Source organism: Aeromonas sp. Marseille-Q7275 (genome assembly GCF_965119515.1).
In genome coordinates, this window is record NZ_CBCPLW010000020.1 from 1 (window position 1) to 19,600 (window position 19,600).

At 63.1% G+C, this 19,600-nt stretch carries 13 protein-coding genes, 5 tRNA genes and 1 riboswitch; of the genes, 10 read left to right on the forward strand and 8 right to left on the reverse strand.

All coding sequences use genetic code 11. The features are described from left to right. On the reverse strand, window positions 1-186 hold a 186-nt coding region (locus ACWPWQ_RS16980), incomplete at its 3' end, for a hypothetical protein (protein WP_454010327.1). Window positions 187-297: 111 nt separating this feature from the next. Between ACWPWQ_RS16980 and ACWPWQ_RS16985 the strand changes: the two genes are divergently transcribed. From ACWPWQ_RS16985 to ACWPWQ_RS17015, 7 genes are all read left to right on the forward strand, one after another. Further along, on the forward strand, window positions 298-2,904 hold the full coding sequence (locus ACWPWQ_RS16985) for a TonB-dependent receptor plug domain-containing protein (protein WP_454010328.1): 2,607 nt from the start codon (window positions 298-300) through the stop codon (window positions 2,902-2,904). 103 nt (window positions 2,905-3,007) lie between these two features. Next, the gene (locus tag ACWPWQ_RS16990; protein ID WP_202046608.1) at window positions 3,008-3,772 is read left to right on the forward strand and encodes a DUF3450 domain-containing protein; all 765 of its coding nucleotides are present in this window, start codon (window positions 3,008-3,010) and stop codon (window positions 3,770-3,772) included. Continuing rightward, entirely contained in the window at window positions 3,769-5,142 is a 1,374-nt protein-coding gene (locus tag ACWPWQ_RS16995) for a MotA/TolQ/ExbB proton channel family protein (RefSeq protein ID WP_454010329.1), read from the forward strand. Before ACWPWQ_RS16990 ends, ACWPWQ_RS16995 begins: the two co-directional genes overlap by 4 nt. Before the next feature lie 10 nt (window positions 5,143-5,152). After that, complete coding sequence (locus tag ACWPWQ_RS17000) at window positions 5,153-5,680, forward strand: MotA/TolQ/ExbB proton channel family protein (RefSeq protein ID WP_139439732.1); 528 nt, start codon at window positions 5,153-5,155, stop codon at window positions 5,678-5,680. Between the two features lie 67 nt (window positions 5,681-5,747). Continuing rightward, entirely contained in the window at window positions 5,748-6,155 is a 408-nt protein-coding gene (locus tag ACWPWQ_RS17005) for an ExbD/TolR family protein (RefSeq protein WP_005327075.1), read from the forward strand. Window positions 6,156-6,171: 16 nt separating this feature from the next. Then, on the forward strand, window positions 6,172-6,807 hold the full coding sequence (locus ACWPWQ_RS17010; RefSeq protein ID WP_454010330.1) for an energy transducer TonB: 636 nt from the start codon (window positions 6,172-6,174) through the stop codon (window positions 6,805-6,807). An 11-nt stretch (window positions 6,808-6,818) separates the two neighbouring features. Next, on the forward strand, window positions 6,819-8,054 hold the full coding sequence (locus ACWPWQ_RS17015; RefSeq protein WP_247625654.1) for a tetratricopeptide repeat protein: 1,236 nt from the start codon (window positions 6,819-6,821) through the stop codon (window positions 8,052-8,054). Window positions 8,055-8,394: 340 nt separating this feature from the next. Here ACWPWQ_RS17015 and ACWPWQ_RS17020 read toward each other — a convergent pair whose 3' ends face one another. After that, window positions 8,395-11,430, reverse strand: a complete 3,036-nt coding sequence (locus ACWPWQ_RS17020) for a glycosyl hydrolase family 18 protein (RefSeq protein ID WP_454010331.1) — start codon at window positions 11,428-11,430, stop codon at window positions 8,395-8,397. 113 nt (window positions 11,431-11,543) lie between these two features. Continuing rightward, a riboswitch (cyclic di-GMP riboswitch) is annotated at window positions 11,544-11,627 on the reverse strand. Window positions 11,628-11,921: 294 nt separating this feature from the next. Between ACWPWQ_RS17020 and ACWPWQ_RS17025 the strand changes: the two genes are divergently transcribed. Next, window positions 11,922-14,081 carry an ExeM/NucH family extracellular endonuclease gene (locus ACWPWQ_RS17025; RefSeq protein WP_454010332.1) on the forward strand — a complete coding sequence of 720 codons (2,160 nt, stop codon included), beginning with the start codon at window positions 11,922-11,924 and terminating at the stop codon, window positions 14,079-14,081. A 149-nt stretch (window positions 14,082-14,230) separates the two neighbouring features. Here ACWPWQ_RS17025 and ACWPWQ_RS17030 read toward each other — a convergent pair. From ACWPWQ_RS17030 to gltX, 6 genes are all read right to left on the reverse strand, one after another. Next, window positions 14,231-14,306 (reverse strand) — tRNA-Ala (locus tag ACWPWQ_RS17030). A 40-nt stretch (window positions 14,307-14,346) separates the two neighbouring features. After that, window positions 14,347-14,422 (reverse strand) — tRNA-Ala (locus ACWPWQ_RS17035). A gap of 58 nt (window positions 14,423-14,480) precedes the next feature. Further along, window positions 14,481-14,556, reverse strand: a tRNA-Ala gene (locus ACWPWQ_RS17040). 63 nt (window positions 14,557-14,619) lie between these two features. Continuing rightward, window positions 14,620-14,695 (reverse strand) — tRNA-Ala (locus ACWPWQ_RS17045). Window positions 14,696-14,723: 28 nt separating this feature from the next. Further along, window positions 14,724-14,799 (reverse strand) — tRNA-Ala (locus ACWPWQ_RS17050). A gap of 237 nt (window positions 14,800-15,036) precedes the next feature. Beyond that, the gene (gene gltX / locus ACWPWQ_RS17055) at window positions 15,037-16,452 is read right to left on the reverse strand and encodes a glutamate--tRNA ligase (RefSeq protein WP_139436726.1); all 1,416 of its coding nucleotides are present in this window, start codon (window positions 16,450-16,452) and stop codon (window positions 15,037-15,039) included. A 251-nt stretch (window positions 16,453-16,703) separates the two neighbouring features. Between gltX and ACWPWQ_RS17060 the strand changes: the two genes are divergently transcribed. Together ACWPWQ_RS17060 and ACWPWQ_RS17065 are read left to right on the forward strand one after the other, a co-directional pair. Continuing rightward, window positions 16,704-18,806 (forward strand): methyl-accepting chemotaxis protein, encoded by a 2,103-nt coding sequence (locus tag ACWPWQ_RS17060; RefSeq protein WP_454010333.1) that lies wholly within the window; start codon window positions 16,704-16,706, stop codon window positions 18,804-18,806. Window positions 18,807-18,905: 99 nt separating this feature from the next. Beyond that, window positions 18,906-19,574, forward strand: a complete 669-nt coding sequence (locus ACWPWQ_RS17065; RefSeq protein ID WP_429160159.1) for a LysM-like peptidoglycan-binding domain-containing protein — start codon at window positions 18,906-18,908, stop codon at window positions 19,572-19,574. Window positions 19,575-19,600 lie beyond the last annotated feature (26 nt).

Consider the following 19,600-nt stretch of genomic DNA (forward strand, 5'->3'; position numbering starts at 1 on the left):
GTCATTACGCGATATGAAGAACATCGCGACAGGCGATTTATCGATAAGTTCAAAAATAATCAATAAAATGGCAAAATACAAAATTAACAACATCTTTACATTAATGTTCGCGCTCATTGCGGAATAAAACGCCAAAAAGAATGCCATCGCCCTGCATAGTCTTCTAACGCTCCATCTCTTCCCCATCCTGGCCGCTCCATTTGACGTCAATCATCAAACCTTGATAAGCCTTACGCACCGCTCCAACGAGGGCGGTAAGGGAAGCAAACAAAAAAACAATCAGGAAGGATACTAACGATGCTTAGGAAAAGCAGACTCTCTGCTGCCGTAGCGTTTGCCTTGGCGAGCGCGGCAGTTGTGGGCACCCCTGCCCTGGCCGAAGAGGGCCAGAATGTCGAAAAACTGCAGAAGATCAAGGTCACCGGCTCGCGGATCTCCCGGGTCGATGTGGAAGGCTCCACCCCGGTTGTCTCAGTGACCAAGGCAAAGATCGAGCAATCCGGTCAGCAGACCGTCGCCGATTACCTCAAACAGGCCTCTTACAACTCCTTCGGTGGCGTCTCCCCGGCCTCCGGCAGCTCCTTCCAGTCCCAATCCACCGTCGGCCTGCGCGGCCTGGGCTCAGAGCGCACCCTGGTGTTGCTGAACGGCAAGCGGGTAGCGGGTTCCCCCACCATGGGCGGCACCTCCATCAACCTCAACACCATCCCCATGGCCGCCGTTGAGCGGGTCGAAGTCAACCTGGACGGCGGCTCCGCCATCTATGGTTCAGACGCCATCGGCGGTGTCATCAACGTGGTGCTCAAAGAGGGCTACGACGGCCTGACCTTCCAGGGACGCCTCGGCTCCCCGACCGAAGAGGGCGGTGACGAGAGCAGTGGCTCCGTCGTGGCGGGGGTCAATGGCGAGAAGGGTTCGCTGATGGCGGTCTACGAGCACGACAAGAAGGACGTCATCTACAGCCGTGATCGCGATTATCTGGCCAAGCAGGGCAACGATGCCCCCAGCCCCTACGGCCGCAATGTGGAGGGGATCACCGGCCTCGACGCCAACGGGGACCCCATCTGGAAATACGGCCCCCTGGCCGGTGCCACCAATGCCGACGGCAGTTGCAAGGAGCCCTTCGTCGGCTTCGAGGGCGGCTGCAACTTCAACTACGGTCAGGTCGCGGCCACCACGGCCTCCCGCAGCCGTGACACCCTCTACGTGAACGGTCGCTACCACATCAACGACACCGTCGACTTCGTGCCGCAGATCATCGGCTCCCGGGTCGAGAGCTTCGGCCGCTTCGCCCCTGCCGCCGGCGCCTTCGCCATAGATCCGTCCAACCCGAACAACGCCCAGTTCTTCGCCGACAACGGCCTGGACGCCGCCGCCACCCAGGGTCTGGGTGAAGCCGCCTACGCCTACTACCGCTTCACCAACGTCGGTCCCCGTGACAACTATGTCACCGACATGACCGGCAGCCTGAACCTCGGCTTCGAGGGCACTGTCACCACAGAATCCGTGGGCGACATGCAGTGGAACGCCGGTTACATGTACTCCAAGACCGACAACAAGGAGAACGGCACAGGTTACGTGCTGCAATCCGCCGCCCAGCAGGCCATCGCCGACGGCAAGTTCGTCGGGGGCGAGTTCGATCCCAAGAGCACTGCCGCCATGGCAGCCGACACCAGCCGCCGCTCCACCATGGACTTCTACCAGTGGTACGCCGGTGTCCAGTGGGACATGGGTGAGCTGCCGGCCGGTCCGGTCAGCTGGTATGCGGGCGCCGAGTACAACGACTGGGTCTATACCGACAAGTACGATGCCCAGTCCGAGGCCGGCAACATCATCGGCTCCTCCGGCAACTCCTCCGGCGGGGTGCGCGACGTCACCGCCGCCTACATCGAGTCCCTGGTGCCCATCACGGATCAGATCGAGCTGAACCTGGCCGGTCGCTTCGATGACTACAGCGACTTCGGCAGCGCCTTCTCCCCCAAGGCGAGCCTGCGTTACCAGCCGCTGGACAACCTGATGCTGCGCACCTCCTGGTCCCGCTCGTTCCGCGCCCCCAGCCTGAGCGATCTCTACGCGGCTGACTCCTTCTCGGCCGACTGGGCCAAGGACTATGTCTACTGCGAGGCCAACGGCATCTCGGCGGCGGACTGCCCGAACCGCCAGTACGACACCACCCGCACCTCCAACGAGGAGCTGAAGGAAGAGACGGCGGACACCTGGAACTTCGGGGTGGCCTACAGCCCGCTGGATGACCTGAACCTCTCCCTGGACTACTACACCATCAAGATCGAGGACGTGATCCAGCTGAACTCCCTGCAGTCCGTCATCTATGACGAGCTGAACAACGGTGGCTCCAGCAACATCACCCGCAACAGCCAGGGCAAGATCAGCGGTGCCATCGCCCCCATGGTCAACCTGGGGACCCTGAACACCAGCGGTCTGGATCTCAAGCTGGATTACCGCTACGACCTGACCTCCGCCACCATCCGCTATGACCTCGGCGGCACCTACATCCTGGAGTACAAGGAAGGCCTGTACGCCGGTGGCCCCGTCATCGACAAGATCGGCCAGAACGGTCTGCCGCAGATGCGCTTCAGCTCCGGCGTGGGTGTCAACGTGCCCCAGTGGTGGAACATGGATACCTACCTGAGCGCGAACTACATCGACTCCCAGAGCCAGGACTACATCGCCGACACCGGTGAGGAAGTGGGCCACATCGCGTCCCAGACCACCTGGAACCTGAACGTCGGCGTGGATGCGCCCTGGAACGGCAAGATCCAGGTCGGGGTGAAGAACATGTTCAACGCGGGCCCGTCCCTCGAGAGCGATGGCTTCACCTATGACGAGGAGCTCTACAGCATCGACGGTCGCATCTACTACCTCGACTACGCCCAGAAGTTCTGATCCACCAGGAAAGTGACGAGCCGGCCCCCTCGGGCCGGCTCTGCCCAAGGTTCCAAGGAAGTCACGGAGATAGGGTAATCCTATGAAAACAAGGACTATTACAATGAAGAAAGCGCTCCTCGGCAGCCTGGTTTCGGCTGCCCTGCTGACCAGCTTCAATCTGAGTGCCGCCTCTGCCGGTCAGGCAGTGGACGCTCAAGCCGCCACCGACAATGCCTCCAAAGTATCCCAGCAGAAGATCGACAGCTACGCCGAGTCTGCCGAGTCTGCCCTGGCCCAGTACAAGGCCGCCCTGCGCCAGGTCGACAGCCTGCGCACCTACAACGAGCAAGTGGGCAAGATGGTCGACTCCCAGAGTGCCGAACTGGCCTCGATGCAGCGCCAGATAGCCCAGATCGATCAGACCAGCACCGAGGTGGTGCCCCTGATGCTCAAGATGATCGACTCCCTCGATCAGTTCGTCGCCCTGGACCTGCCGTTCCAGAAGGTCGAGCGGGAGGACCGCGTGGCGGCCCTGACCGACCTCATGAACCGGGCCGACGTCACCATCTCCGAGAAGTACCGCAAGATCCTCGAGGCCTACCAGATCGAGGAGGGCTTCAGCCGCACCATAGAGTCCTACAAGGCCAGCCTGGACAAGGACGGCGGCGAGAAGACCTACGAGTTCCTGCGCGTCGGCCGCATCGCCCTGCTCTACCAGTCCCCGGATGGCAACGAGACCGGCATGTGGAACAAGAAAACCCGCCAGTGGGAAGAGCTGCCCCAGGAGTATCGCAGTGCGGTTGAACAGGGCCTTCGCATCGCCAAGAAGCAGGCGCCCCCCGCCCTCATCAAGCTGCCGGTTCAAACTGCGGAGAAAGCATCATGAAAGGAATCAGACTCGCCATTGCCTCCCTGATCGCGGGAGCCACCCTGATCACCCTGCCGGTGACCGCCGCCGAGAAACCGGTGGATCTCAATGCCCTGCTGAGCCAGGTCAAGGCCGCCAGCACCAGCGAATCCCAGCTCAACAAGGAGCGGGAGGCCCGCTTCCTGGCTGACAAGAACGAGCAAGGGGCCCTGCTGGTCAAGGCCAAGGCGGAGCTGGCCGCCGAGACCGCCAAGGGCGAGCAGCTCAAGGCCACCTTCGATGCCCACGACAAGCAGCTCACCGAGCTGACCGAGACCCTGCGCCAGCGCTCCGGCAACATGGGCGAGATGTTCGGCGTGCTGCGCCAGTTCGCCGGCGAGTTCAAGGGGATCTTCAACGCCTCCGCCCGCCGGGTCGAACACCCTGAGCAGACGGCCCTGCTGACCCGCCTGGCGGAGAGCAAGGAGCTCCCCTCCAGCGACGATCTGACCGCCTTCTGGACCACCACCCTCGGCCGCATGGTCGATGGCGGCAAGGTGAGCCAGATCCCGGCCACCGTGGTCTACGGCGAGGGCAACCAGGCCGAGAAGACGGTGACCCAGATAGGCGAGTTCAACACCGTCTCCGAGGGCAAGTACCTCACCTTTGTGCCGGAGACCGGCAAGTTCGAGCAACTCTCCCGTCAACCGGAGAAGAGCGTGCTGGAGCCGATCGCCGAGTTTGAACAGGGCAACGGTACCGTCGAGCCCATCTTCATCGACCCGTCCCGCGGGGTGATCCTCTCCCTGCTGGTGCAGTCACCGACTCTCAAGGAGCGGATCGATCAGGGGGGTGAAGTGGGTTACGTCATCATGGTGCTCGGCGTGCTCGGCACCCTGCTGGCCATCTTCTGCGGTATCCGCCTGTCGTTGATCGGCTCGTCCATGCGCAAGCAGCTGAAATCCGAGCAGATCATCAAGGGCAACCCCATCGGCGAGATGCTGGGGGCCTATCAGTCCCACCGTGGTGACAACATAGAGGATCTGGAATCCAAGCTCGACGAGATCATCCTGCGCAACGTGCCCAAGTTCGAGAAGGGCATCAGCATCATCAAGCTGATCGCCTCGGTCGCGCCGCTGCTGGGTCTGCTGGGTACCGTAGTGGGGATGATAGCCACCTTCCAGGCCATTACCCTGTTCGGTACCGGGGATCCCAAGCTGATGGCGGGCGGCATCTCCGAGGCCCTGGTCACCACCATGCAGGGTCTGGTGGTCGCCGTGCCCATGCTGTTCCTCTACACCATAGTGCAGACCCAGAGCCGTCGTCTCATCCAGGTCCTGGAAGAGCAGAGCGCCGGTTTCGTAGCCCGTTATCAGGAACGTCTGCACGCCGCCAAAGCCGCAGCCTAAGGAGTCACCCATGTGGTTCTGGTTGATTGAAGAAGTCGAGTCGGTCCGCCGGTTTCTGGGATTGGGGGGCGACGTACTGGTCGCCCTGTTCTTCCTGACCCTGATGATGTGGGCCCTGCTGCTGGAGCGCTGGTTCTACTTCATGGCGGTCTATCCCAAACAGGTGAAGCAGACCAAGGCGACCTGGCTGGCCCGCAGCGATCACCTCTCCTGGTCTGCCAGGCAGATCCGGCGCGAGCTGGTCTCCCGGGTCGCCATGGCGGTGGACAAGGGGATGCCGGTCATCAAGGTGCTGATCGCCCTCTGTCCGCTGATGGGGCTGCTCGGCACAGTGGTGGGCATGGTGCAGGTGTTCGACACCCTGGCCATCACGGGCACGGGTTCCCCCAGGGCCATGGCCTCGGGGATCTCCAAGGCGACGGTACCGACCATGGCAGGCATGATTGCCGCCCTTTCCGGCCTGTTTTTTGTCAACCAGCTCGATCACAAGGCCAAGTTGGCGGTGCAGAAGCTGGAAGACAACCTGAAACACGGCTGATGCAGGATGCACATCCCCGGCAGGCCCAGGCCCGCCGGGGCACAGAACAAGCAAGGAGTTTTTTGCCATGAGAAAACGTCACAGCGACAGCGGTGCCGATGAGGCGGCCATCGATCTGACCCCCATGCTGGACATAGTGTTCATCATGCTGATCTTCTTCATCGTCACCACCTCGTTCGTCAAGGAGTCCGGCGTGGAGATCAACCGCCCGAGCGCCAGCACGGCCGAGACGGTGAAGAAGGGGAACATCATGGTCGCGGTCCGCGAGAACGGCCAGGTCTGGGTCGACAAACGGGTCGTCGAGGTGGGCGCCGTGCGTGCCAACATCGAGCGGCTGCGGGCGGAGAACCCGGAGAGCGCCGTGGTGATCCAGGCCGATACCGAGTCCCGTTCCGGGCTGGTGGTCCAGGTCATGGATCAGATCCGCATGGCCGGTGTCCAGAACATCTCCATCGCGGCGAGCAAGAGCAGCTGATGCCGGAGCGAGCACCATGAGATACCTGATAGCGATAGCTGTCTCCTGTGTGGTGGTGTTCTTCCTGTTTCTGGGAATGAACAAGCTCATCACACCGGATCACCGGGAGCTGACGGAGAGAGAAGACGTCACCATGACTGACTTCATTCGCCTCAAGCCCCAGGAGACCCTGCAAGAGAAACAACAGGAACTGCCCAAACCGCCGCCCCCGAACCGCCCGCCGCCCCCACCCGAGATGGAGGTGGCGAGCACGAACAGGCCCAAGATGGACAGTGCCCCCATGGACATGCCCAAGCTCGACATCCCGGTCAACATCGGCGGCGGCAACGCCCTGGGTGCCTACAGCACCGGCGGCGGTGGTGGCGGCATGGGCGGCAACAACGGCGCCATGCCCATGGCGACGTTCGAGCCCATGATGCCCCGCAAGGCGGCGCTGGCCGGTCTCGCCTCCGGCAAGGTACTGGTGGAGTTCACCGTCACCGAGCGCGGCACCGTCAGCAACATCCGGATCGTCAAGGAAGAGCCCCGCAGCTACGACCTCGGCAAGGAGGCGCGCAAGACCATTGCCAAGTGGACCTTCAAGCCGGCCATGGTGGACGGCAAGCCCCAGGCAAGCCGCATGCAGCAAGAGATCGAGTTCGCGGTCAACTAAGGAAGGTGGCGATGAAAAAGTTACATACCCTGATCCTCGCCCCGGTGGCCATGGCGGTACTGCTCAGTACCGCCGGCTGGGCCGCCGAGCAGCCCGCCCTGTCTGACCGCGCCTACCGCGCGGTCAACAAGGCCCAGGCGTTGATCACCGAGAAGAAATACGGCGAGGCCAATGCCAAGCTGCAGGAGGCGCTGTCCGGTGCAGGCGAGCGGGTCTACGACAAGGGGGTCATTTTGCAGACCCTGGGCTTCGTGGCCGCCCAGCAGGAAAAATACAGTCAGGCGACCAGATACTTCGCCGATGCCATCGCCACCGGCGGCCTGCCGCAGCCGGTGGCCCAGCAGGTGCGCTACAACCTGGCCCAGCTCTATATGGCGGAGGGGAACTTCAAGGGCTCCATCAGCACCATGAAGGAGTGGTTTGCGAACCTTAGCAAGGACGAGAAGCCGACCCCGCACGCCTACATCACCCTGGCCAACGCCCATGTGCAGCTCAAGCAGTACCGGGAGGCCATACCGGCGGTGGATCAGGCGATCAAGCTCTCCGCGGGCAAGGCGCCGGAGTCCTGGTATCTGCTGAAGATGGCGGCCCACTACGAGCTGAAACAGTACAAGCCGGCCACCGAGGTGCTGACCGCCCTGGTGGACAAGTACCCGGAGAAGAAGAAGTACTGGACCCAGCTCTCGGCCATGCACATGCAGGCGGGCAACGATGCCAAGGCCCTGGCGGCGCTGGAAGGCGCCTACAACCTCGGCATGCTGACCGAGGCGGCCGAGTTGCAGCGGCTCGCCAACTACCTGGCCTTCGCCGGCATTCCCCACCGCGCCGCCCGCGTGATGGAGAAGGCGATGAAGGAGGGGACCATCGAGAGCAGCGCGGCCAACTACAAGACGCTCGCCAACTACTGGCATCAGGCCAAGGAGCTGGATCCTGCCATCGACACCCTGGCCAAGTCCTATCAGCTGGCCCCCAGTGCCGAGCTGCAGCTGAAGATGGCGCGCATGATGATCCAGAGCAAACGCTACAAGGATCTGGTCGCCCTGGCCGCCAAGCCCGCCGCCAATGCCAGCGGCGAGCAGCGGGCGGATCTGAAGTTCCTGACCGGGGTCGCCTACTTCGAGCAGCAGAAACCCAAGGAGGCGCTGAGCGCCTTCACCCAGGCCGCCCAGAATGGCAACGTCAGTGGTCGCGCCTCCCCCTGGATCAGCTTCCTGAAGGAGCAACAGGGCGGCGCCGTCACTCAATAAACCGGCACGCCATGGGCAGGCATCCGTCCATGGCGACTGCCCATCCACAAGGGGGTCAGCCCCGCAGCTTGCCTGGTGGCAATTGGCCGCTCTTCGGAGCGGTCTTTTTTATGGTCCCCTCCCCCGATTGTCACGAGCTCCCTTCCTTGTATAAGGCGCAAAAAAATCCGGAGCCTGGGCTCCGGATTGGGTCATTGGGTTGACGCGGGGTTAACCCCTCAACCGATTATCTGTCGCTGCATACCAGCTTCAGCAACCGGGACAACTCAGTAGTTGCACACCAGCTTCCAGCCGCCATCGCCCGCTCTGAGCTCGCTGCTGGTACTGCAACCGGGACAACTCAATAGTTGCACACCAGCTTCCAGCTGCCGTCACCCGCCTTGGGCTCGCTGCTGGTCCACCAGTTGGCCTGCCACACCGCCTTGCCGTTGGTCATGCGGTCGTTGCCATTGGCGTGATCCCCGCGCGGCCAGGTCGGATAGGCATTGTAGTCCGCCGGGTTGACGTTCTGGCTGGTGCAGCTGGTGCCACCGCTGCCGCCGTCACCGCCACTGCTGCCCAGTACCGCCTCGGCCAGGGCCGGGAAGTCGGACTTCAGGCCTATGGTCTGGCTGCCGGCAATCAGGCGCATGCCGCTCGGCACGCCGGCGGCCGGCAGGTAGTAGGTCATGGCCACTTCCACCTCGGTGCCCGGCGCCCAGGCCTTCCAGGCCGGCAGCGTCAGGGCCACCTTGTGGAAGTCCTTCTCATTGGCGATGCCGTCGGAGTTCTGGTTGCCGCCGCTCTCCACCACTTTCAGCCCCATGCCGCTCTGGTCGGTGATGGTGTCCGAGGTGGAGGTGGGCATCAGGAACTCGATGCGAGTGCCGCCCGGTATGGTCTGGGTCGACTTGTTAGTGAGCTTGAGGGTCGGGTTGATCGGGTAGTTGGAGTCCCCTTCCTTGAAGCCGGAGAGGCTCACGCCGATGTCGAGCTGGGCGGCCGGGGCCGGCAGATCGTTCTGCTTCAGGGCCGCCTTGTCGGCCTTGCTGAACTTCTCGTAGGCGAGGCTGGTGAGGGTACTGCCCATCACGTACTCGTTCTTCGCGGCGTCGAAGTCATAGTCTCCCGCCATCTCCCAGAACATGACGCCCCCCAGGCCGCGCTTGACTATGTAGTCGAGCTTGTGACCCATGGACTCTTCATCTTCGGTGGAGAGGAACACCTTCTTCTGCTCGTTCCACAGCCAGGGCGCATGGGCCTTGTCGTCGTAGTAACGCACATACTGGCCTTGCATCACGTGGGCCGGGTTGTTGGGATCCAGACCCCAGGCCTGGCCGTAGCTCGGCAGTGTGGTGATGCCGAGGCTGGCCGCGTGCTCCAGGTTCTTGGCATGCCACATGGGCACGGCGCCACCGCCTATCTCCTTGCCGTTCTTGTCCAGATCATGCCAGATGTTGTCGATACCGACCGCCCCGTTGCCGCAGGGGATGGTGCTGCCACCAGTGCCCGGCTGGCAATCGCTCTGGCTCGGCAGCGCCGCCTTGCCCCCCAGGCCGTGGGTGCCACCGGTGACCCCCTGCCAGCCACGGGTGTAGTAAGGCACCCCTATGTTGATCTTGCCCGCCGCCAGGGCGCCGCGGAAGTAGTGGGCCGCCCAGGCGGAGTTGAGATAGCCGATGCCGCCAAACTGGACCTGGGTGTAGACACCCCACTGGGACAGCTCGGGATCCGCCTTGTTGTCGAACAGGGCGGCGTTGTGGCCGACGAAGTGGTTCCAGGCACCGTGGAAGTCATAGGTCATCAGGTTGACGTAGTCGAGGTACTGGGTGACCTGGAAGTTTTCCATGCCGCGCAGCAGGTAGGCCGAGGCCGGCGAGGCTATGGTCAGCATGTACTTGCGACCGTCCTCGGTCCCGGCGCTGTCGAGCTTGTTGCGCAGGGTCTTCATCAGCACTTCATAGTTCGCAAACAGCTTGCCGCGACACTGGTTGGAGAGCGGGAAGTCGTTGGGGTTGCCCGCATCCTTCATGGAGGTGGGGTACTCGTAGTCGATGTCCACCCCATCGAAGCCGTACTGGCGGATGAAGCCCACCGCCGAGTCGGCGAAGGCGTTGATGCCGGCGGTGTTGACCGAGCAGTCGCCCTTGGTGGTGGCGGCGTAGAAGCCGCGGGTATCGGCCCAGCCCCCCACGGAGATGAGGGTCTTCACGTCCGGGTACTGCTTCTTGTACTTCGACAGCAGGTTGAAGTGGCCCTGATAGGCGAACTCGGGATCCATCTCGGCGCCCGGCACTCCGTTCCAGGTCAGCTTGGTGGCGGCGTCATCCACCTTGATGGTGTGGCTCTGCTCGTCCACCGCCGCGAAGGCGTAGTTGATGTGGGTGATCTTGTCCCAGGGGATGTCGCCCACCAGGTAGGCGGGCAGACCGTTCTTGCCGGTGCGCCAGGAGGTGAAGTAACCGATGACGCGGCGGCCATGGTCATCCCCCATGCACTCGCTGCCGTCGGCGCGGTAGATCTGGCGCACGTCGCAGGAGAGGTTGCCGCCGGTGGGGGGCAGCGCCGCCTCTTCCACCTGGACGTCCACCAGGGCCGACTCGCCGGAGAGATTTGCCTTGTCGGTCGCCACCAGCTTGAGGCCGGTCAGCCCCTTGTTCTGGGGCGTCCAGCTCAGTTGCCAGGGGGCGCTGCTATCCTCGCCCACCTTCTGGCCATTCACGAAGAGCTCGACCTTGGCGACGTCGTCATTGGCGTCGGTGACATTGCCGGTCACGGTGAGGGCGCGGCCCAGGGTCACCCTGGCCCCGGCGGCGGGGCTGGCGATGCTCACCTTGGGCGCCTCTGGCGCCACCACGGCGGCGACCTGGAAGCTCGAATCCGCCTCGCTCAGCACCTTGCCGTCTTTATCCAGCGCCCGTGCCTTGAGGGCGTGATTGCCCACACCGGCGGCAGACCAGCTGGCACTCCAGGGGGAAGCCGTGGCCGTGGCGACCAGGGTGCCGTCGATCAGGTATTCCACCCGGGCGAGCGCCGTGACCGGGCCGCTCAGGGTCACCGCCAGGGCCAGGCTGGCCCCTTCGCTGACGCTGCTACCCACGGCGGGGGAGCCGATGGCGACCACCAGGGCCGGCGGCGGCACCTCGCCGCCATACAGCTTCCAGGCATCGGCCCAGACGGCGCCGACACCGGGTTCGTAGTGGTAAGGCGACGCGCCGCACCAGCCGGAGTAAGGGAATTCCTTGCATTCATAGAGGGCGCCTGCGTTGCTGACGATGTCGCCAGCCTTGTAGGCGGTGCCGGCCTGATAGGCGGGATAGGCGGCCTGCGCCCAGGCAGGGACGGCCGCAAGGGCAACCAGCATGGCGAGCCTGCAGGGCCTCAAGATCTGTTGCATATTGTTATCATCCTTGTTTTGTCTTGGCTTTTAAGACCGGGAAAAGCGCAATCGCAACAGGGAACAAGGGAGCGACAACAGGCCATGGACGGGCCACAAACCCTCAAGTCACCCTGGGTAACCCCGCTGTCTGGCCCGCTTGGGGCAGATCGGAGGCTTTGCGTCCCGGCATCACTGCCGGTTTGCCCTTTGCCTGGGTTCCGTGAGGAACGGCTCGAGTATAGGAAGCAAGTGGCAACCGCTCAATCTTTATTCTCTAAGGAAAATATGTGAATGCCGGCCGACTCACACTTCCCCTCAATCGGCCAACTAACCATTAAGTCATTAATATCAATCTGTTAGCCACGTCAAAAAAACGGACTCAGCCTCTTTTGTCTCCCCATAATGTGCGTTGCCTCACTGGTCAGAGCTGCCAGAAATGTGACAATGCGCGCCCTTGGCCAAAGCGCCAAGGCTATGGAAACACTGGCAAAAATAAAAAAGGAATACCCATGAAAGGAAGACCTACCCTGCTGTCCCTGGCCGTGGGGCTCGCCCTCGCGTCCCCGTCTCTCCATGCCGCCGGCTTCAGCTGCCCGGCCGACAGCGCCCTCACCCCCATCCCCGCTATCCAGGGCAGCGGCGACAAGAGCCCCCTCGTCCCGGGCGATCTGTTTGAAAGCCCCGGGACTGTCAAGGTCAAGGCCCTGGTCTCCGCCCTCGGCGAGAGCCTGAACAGAGGCTTCTACCTGCAGGATCTGCAGGGGGACGGCAACCCCGAGACGTCGGACGGCATCTTCGTCTACCTCAACGACAAGCAGTTCGCCAGCAAGTACCCGGACATCCAGCCGGGGGCCCTGGTCTGTCTGGAGGCCAGGGTCGAGGAGTTCTACGGCCACACCCAGCTCAAGCCACTGGTTGACGGCAGCACGCCGCGCCTGGCGGTGCTGGCCCAGGGCGCAGCCCCGGCCGCCACGGCGCTGCGGGTACTGGAAGGGGAGACCCTGGCCCGGGCCCTGGAGCGTCACGAGGGGATGCGGGTGCGCCTCGATGAGGGCAGCGAGCTCAAGATAAGCCGCAACTTCAGCTACGACTACGCCGCCAGGCGCAACAACCTGGTGCTCGCCCACGGCGCCCCGCTGATGAAGCCGACCCAGCTCCATGTGGCAGGCAGCCCAGAAGCCGTGGCGCTGGCCGAGGCCAACGCCGGCAACCGCGTCTTCCTCGAGTCGGACTTCAAGGCCGCCAACGGCAAGCTCCCCTGGCTGCCGGCCTGGGAGCCGGAGCAGGGCTATCTGCGCATCGGCGATGCCCCGGTCAACCTGGAGGCCATGGTGGGCTACAGCTATGACGAGTACCGCCTGATCGTGCCCAAGGATCAGCGCATCACCGCGGGGGATCTGCTGCGCACCGACGAGAACGATCGCCAGGGTGCTCCGGCCCGCGCTCATGGCAGCGACCTGCGGATCGGCAGCTTCAACGTGCTCAACTACTTCACCAGCCACTCCAGCGTGGGGGGCGCCCTCAACGTGCTCTGCGCGGATCAGGCGGATGCGGACAGCGCCAAGGGCTGCAACCGCGGCGCCAAGAGCCTGGAGGAGTTCCAGTTGCAGCGCGCCAAGATAGTCAACGCCATCGCCGAGATGGACGCCGATCTGCTCGGCCTGATGGAGATGGAGAACAACGGCTTCGACGAGCACGCCGCCCTCCACGATCTGGTGGAGAGCCTCAACGCCCGCCAGAAAGAGGCGAACAAGCACTACGCCTTCGTCACCCTGCCCAAGGCCCTGCTCACCGAGGAGCGCTTCTTCGGCGGCGACGCCATCATGGTGGCCATGATCTATCGCCCCGCCCTGCTCGCTCCGAGCGGGGATGCCGAGGTTATCCGCCTGCCTGAGCAGCGCTACACCGCGGGTGGCGTCGCCAAAAGCGCCGGTCAGCGGGACTCCCTGGTGCAGCGCTTCACCGTGGCGGGCAGCGACGCCCCCCTGACCCTGGTGGTCAACCACCTGAAATCCAAGGGTTCGGGCTGCTATGAGAACGGGGATGGCAAGACGGAGCCTGCGGATCTGCAGGGCAAGTGCACCGAGTTTCGGGTGAGCGCCGCCAGGGTGCTGGGAGAGGCGGTGAGCAAGATGCCGGGCCAGGTGTTGCTGGTGGGAGACTTCAACTCCTACGCCAAGGAGGATCCCATCCGGGTGCTGACCGACTATGCGCCGGTCGCGGGGGAGCGCCAGATCCGCTCCGCCTCCCACACCTTCATCGGCGAGCAGCCCTACGAGCAGATGGGCCAGGCGGTGGGCAAGGGTTACGGCCTGGTGGATCTGAACGTCAAGTTCAACCAGGCGAAAGCCATCTCCTACAGCTACGAGGCCGAGCTCGGCACCCTGGACTACGCCCTCGCCAACCCGGCGCTGGCAGACAAGGTGATGGCGGTGGCCGACTGGCACATCAACTCCTTCGAGAGCAACCTGTTCGAATATGGCGGCGCCTTCACCGGCGATCTCATCAAGTCGGACAACCCCTTCAGCGCCTCGGACCACGACCCCGTCATCGTCGACCTCAAGCTCAAGGAAGCGAGCAAGGGGGGTGGCGGCGCCATGGGGGCCCTGCTGCTGGCCCTGCTGCTGGCCCTGTTGCCGCTCGCCTGGCGGCGTCGGCACTCGTCATGATCCGTATTGAATAACGCCAAAAGCCCGCGACAGCCGCGGGCTTTTTCATTTTGGCCATTTGATTTGTAAATGAAGAGGCAGTCATCATGAAAAAAATAAATGCCAGAACAAACAAAAAGGCCACCGCGATAACGGTGGCCTTAAGTATTTGGTGGAGCTACGCGGGATCGAACCGCGGACCTCTTGCATGCCATGCAAGCGCTCTCCCAGCTGAGCTATAACCCCAAGTTGTGGCGAATCAAGGTCAAGACCTTCACTCTGAATTTGGTGGAGCTACGCGGGATCGAACCGCGGACCTCTTGCATGCCATGCAAGCGCTCTCCCAGCTGAGCTATAGCCCCAAATTCTTTCTTCATTAGACAACGGGTTCTGGCGGCCAGTTGCCTTACTGCTAAATAGTGGTGGAGCTACGCGGGATCGAACCGCGGACCTCTTGCATGCCATGCAAGCGCTCTCCCAGCTGAGCTATAACCCCACAAAGGTCGGCCTGGGTGATACACACCGCACTGCCCTGGGTACTTCATGTCAATCAGGAACCTGGTGGAGCTACGCGGGATCGAACCGCGGACCTCTTGCATGCCATGCAAGCGCTCTCCCAGCTGAGCTATAACCCCTTGGATTCCAGATTGTTCGAGGAGAATTTGGTGGAGCTACGCGGGATCGAACCGCGGACCTCTTGCATGCCATGCAAGCGCTCTCCCAGCTGAGCTATAACCCCAACTCACCTCGGCGCTACCAAAGTTATCTCTGGCAACGGAGGCGCATGATAGGCATCACCCGCTTTGCTGTCAACCCAAAAATAACGCCCGCTGGAGCGTTTAGTCAAAATTCAGGCAGTTAGCTGTTTTTACCGCCAACTGCGTCGCTATGTCGCTGTTTTATGTCATGAATCTGAGCACCGCGCAAAAGCAAAGGGCCCCCTTGCGGGAGCCCTTTTTCAAGCAATGGCAGAGGCTTATTCGGCTGCCATGCGCGCTTCAATGTACGCCAGGGCGCGATCGATACGGGCAAGGACCCGCTCCTTGCCCACCAGCGCCATCACGGCGTCGATGGCGGGGGACTGACCCAGCCCGGTCACGGCGACGCGCAGCGGCATGCCGACCTTGCCCATGCCCTGACCCAGCTCGGCGGCGGTGGCTTCGATCAGCTCGTGCAGCGCCTCCGTGGTCCAGGTCTCCAGCGCCGCCAGCTTGGCCCTGGCCAGGGTCAGCGGCTCGGCCGCGACGCCGCGCAGGTGCTTCTTGGCGGCCGCTTCGTCGATGGCCTCGTACTCTTCGAACAGGTAGCGGCTCTGGGCGGCCACCTCCACCAGGGTGTTGCAGCGCTCGGCCAGCAGGGTCACCACGGCAGGCAACGCCGGGCCCTTGCTGGTGTCGATGTTCTGGGCGGCCATGTGCCATTCCAGGTGCTTGGCCACATAGGCCGGATCCAGGCTGCGCATGTAGTGGTTGTTGAGCCACAGCAGCTTGTCGGTGTTGAAGGCGGAGGCGGACTTGGAGATGGCATCCAGGCTGAACAGCTTGATCATCTCCTCCAGGCTGAAGATCTCCTGATCGCCGTGGGACCAGCCCAGACGCACCAGGTAGTTCAGCAGGGCTTCCGGCAGGTAGCCGTCGTCGCGGTACTGCATCACGGAGACAGCACCGTGGCGCTTGGAGAGCTTGGCGCCATCGTCACCCAGGATCATGGAGACGTGGGCAAACTCAGGCACGGGCGCGTTCAGGGCCTTGTAGATGTTGATCTGGCGCGGGGTGTTGTTGATGTGGTCTTCGCCACGCACCACGTGGGTGATCTCCATGTCCCAGTCATCGACCACCACGCAGAAGTTGTAGGTGGGGGCGCCGTCGGTGCGGCGGATGATGAGATCGTCGAGCTCGGTGTTGGCGAACTCGATGCGGCCACGGACGTGGTCATCGAACACCACTGAGCCTTCGGTGGGGTTGCGGAAGCGAATGACGTGGGGCGCATCGGCCGGGTGATCGTGGGCGGCATCCCGGCACTTGCCGTCATAGCGGGGCTTCTCGCCGCTCGCCATCTGGCCTTCGCGCAGCGCCTCCAGACGCTCCTTGGAGCAGAAGCACTTGTAGGCGCGGCCATCGGCCAGCATCTCGTCGATGATGCCGTTGTAGCGATCGAAGCGCTTGGTCTGGTAGTAGGGGCCCTCATCCCAGTTCAGCTCCAGCCATTCCATGCCCTCAATGATGGCGTCGATCGCCTCCTGAGTGGAACGTTCCAGGTCGGTATCCTCGATACGCAGCACGAACTCGCCGCCCTGGCTCTTTGCGAACAACCAGGAATAGAGTGCGGTACGGGCACCGCCGACATGCAGAAAGCCGGTCGGGCTGGGAGCAAAACGGGTTTTGACTTTCATCTTTAAGCCTTGTGTAGAGGGCCTTGGGCCAATGCGTTAGAAAAAACCGTCGCATTTTAGCACTCAGAATCACGGATGGGAAAACCATGCAATAGCCGGGGCCTAAACAGGTCTTGATTCCGCCGGGGTACCGTTCTTTGAGAGGGATCGCAGAACCGCCCCTCATTTTCAGCTTTGCTGATCAACATTGCTGGAGGAATCTCCCGCCATGCCGATAATTCATACAACTTTCTACTCACAAGGAACACGAGATGCAGTTTCGCTCCATCCAGAATCGCATCCTGGTACTGGCGGGGGTCGCCATGACCACGGCCCTGGTCATCCTGATCCTGCTCAACCAATACTCGAGCAAGCAGTCCCAGCAGCTGACCATCAGTTCCAGCCGCGCCGCCCTGCAGCAGGAGGCCTGGCAGAAGGTGAGTGCCAACGCCCGCGCCGAGGCCGCCACCATCACCCAGTTGCTGCAAAAGGGTCTCTCCTATACCCAGCAGATGGCCAGCGTCTTCGCCCAACAGCAAGGGGGCAAGCTGCCGCTGGATCGCCAGCAGGCCACGGATCTGCTCAAGGCGCAGCTCGGCCTGGAACCCCAGCTCTATGGCGCCTTCGCGGGCTTCGAGCCGAACGGCTTCGACGGCCAGGACAGCGCCTTCGCAGGCCAGAGTGCCCTTGGCAGCGATGACAAGGGGCGCTTCGTCCCCTACTTCTATCGCGACAAGGAGAACATTAGCTCGGATCTGCTGCTCTCCATCGAGAAGAGCGACCCGGACGAATTCGGCAATCCGGCCAACGACTACTACGCCTGCCCGAAACGGGAGGGGCGCTCCTGCCTCATCGATCCCTTCAAGGTGGACATCAACGGCCAGCAGGTGCTGGTGAGCACCATCACCACCCCCATACTGGTGGGCGGTCAGTTCAAGGGCATTGCCGCGCTGGATCTGGCGGTGGACTCCATCAGCCGCCAGGCCCAGTCCCTCAACAGCAACATCTATGACGGCAAGGGAGAGACCCTGATCGTCAGCGCCGCCGGCGTCATCACAGGCACCAGCGGGGACCCCAGCCTGCTCGGCAGCCGCGCCGACAAGCTGCTGGGCGACGGCTGGCAGCAATACCTCAAGCCCGAGCTGCAACGCCAGGAGCTCGACGAGGCGTTTCGCATCTCTGTGCCCATCGCGGTGCCGGGCATGGCCCGCAACTGGGCCATCATAGTCACCCTGCCCTATCAGGTGGTGCTGGCGGGGGCCGATCAGCTGGAGAGCCAGCTCACCGAGATGAACCGGGCCGCCATGACCCAGCAGCTCATCGGTGCCCTCATCGTTCTGGTGCTGGCCCTGGCCACCATGCTGGTGATCGCCCGCAGCATCACGGGCCCCATCCGCCAGATGGTCAGCCTGGTGGATGACATCGCCGATGGCGAGGGGGATCTCACCAAGCGCCTGAACACCCGCTCCCAGGACGAGCTGGGGTCACTGGCCCGCGGCATCAACCGCTTCATCGACAAGTTGCAGGTGCTGCTCGGGGACGTGCAGAAGACAGCGAGCGAGGTCCATCGCCACGCGGGGGATACCGACCGCATCGCCGGCCAGACCGACAGCAACCTGCAGCATCACCAGGCGGAAATGGAGCAGATGCTGACCGCGGTGCAGGAGATGTCCTATGTCAGCCAGGAGGTGGCCACCCACGCCAACAACACCGCCGACTCCGCCAAGCAGGCACAGGGGGCGGCGGATCAGGGCAAGGTGCGCTTCCAGCAGGTGATCCAGTCCATGCACAAGGTGGCGGCCGAGGCGGGCAAGGGGGCCGAGGTGGTCGAGGGGCTGGCCCACGACAGCGAGCAGATCACCAGCATACTCACCGTCATCCAGGGCATCGCCGATCAGACCAACCTGCTGGCGCTCAACGCCGCCATCGAAGCGGCCCGGGCCGGCGAGCAGGGGCGCGGCTTTGCGGTGGTGGCCGACGAGGTGCGCAAGCTGGCGGGCAACACCCAGCAGGCGGTGCAGAACACCCAGGAGCTGATCGAGAAGATCCGCCACAGCTCGGCCAATGCGGTCAACGCCATCCAGCAGAGCCAGCAGCTGACCCATCAGGCGGTGGGCGAGGCCGATCTGGCGGAGGCGGCCCTCGACAGCATCTTCCAGGCCATCGCCACCATCAACGACATGACCTATCAGATAGCCTCCGCCGCCGAGGAGCAGAGCTCGGTTTCCGAGACAGTCTCAGGCAACCTGTCAAAAACCAACGCACTGGCCAACGACATCGCCCAGGATGCGACCAATACGGCGAAAGCCAGCCAGGCCTTGCGCCAGGCGGCCGAGCGTTTGCAGCAGTTGCTGGGGCAATTTCGTCTCAGCTGATAATTTTCATGCTCAGGGCTCTCCCCCTCGGGGGCGAGTCCGTTTACCATAGGCGCTATATTTGCCTGATGGCAGGCAATGTAGTGAGAGGTAAATGCCGTGCCCACCCCGGACCGTCGCCCACGTGGCCATAACAGACGAGCCCAGCAGCGTCGCCAAGACGAATCACAAGGAACCCTGCTCCATCGTATCAATGCCGCTACCCTGCCCCTGCGTCAGCGCCTCGGTCAGGGCATGAGCGGCCTTGGTCAACGCAACAAGGAACCCAGAACCAGCTCATTCAAGCTGGTGAGCCCGCTGCCGCGCAAGCACACCATAGGCCTGCTGGTGCTGGTGCCTCTCTGGCTGTTGCTGCTGGCCTGGGAACCCGCCCCCGCCGCCCCCAGGGCGGCCCCTTCCGGTTCGCTCGCCGTGCCGCTGGCCGTGCCGACCCAGGCGCTGACCGTGGGCAACGGGGCCGCAGGCAGTGCGCCGGTCGCGGCCAAACCGGTCGAGGAGAAGGTGGATGGCACCTGGCTGCAGCACGAGGTGCAGGCCGGCGAGACCCTCTACTCCATCTGGCGCAAGTTTGAACTGCCCGGGGCCGAGCTGAGCCGCCTGATCGCCATAGAGGGGCCGGACAGGCCGCTGACCCGGCTGCAATCGGGCAAGTCGGTGTTCATCCTGGTGGACACAGGCCGCCGCATCCAGCGGGTCGAGATCCGCTCCTTCGGTCAGGCAAACTACCGCTACGACCGACAGGGTGAAGGGTTCGCCCTCAAGGAATAAAAAAACGGGAGGCCATGGCCTCCCGT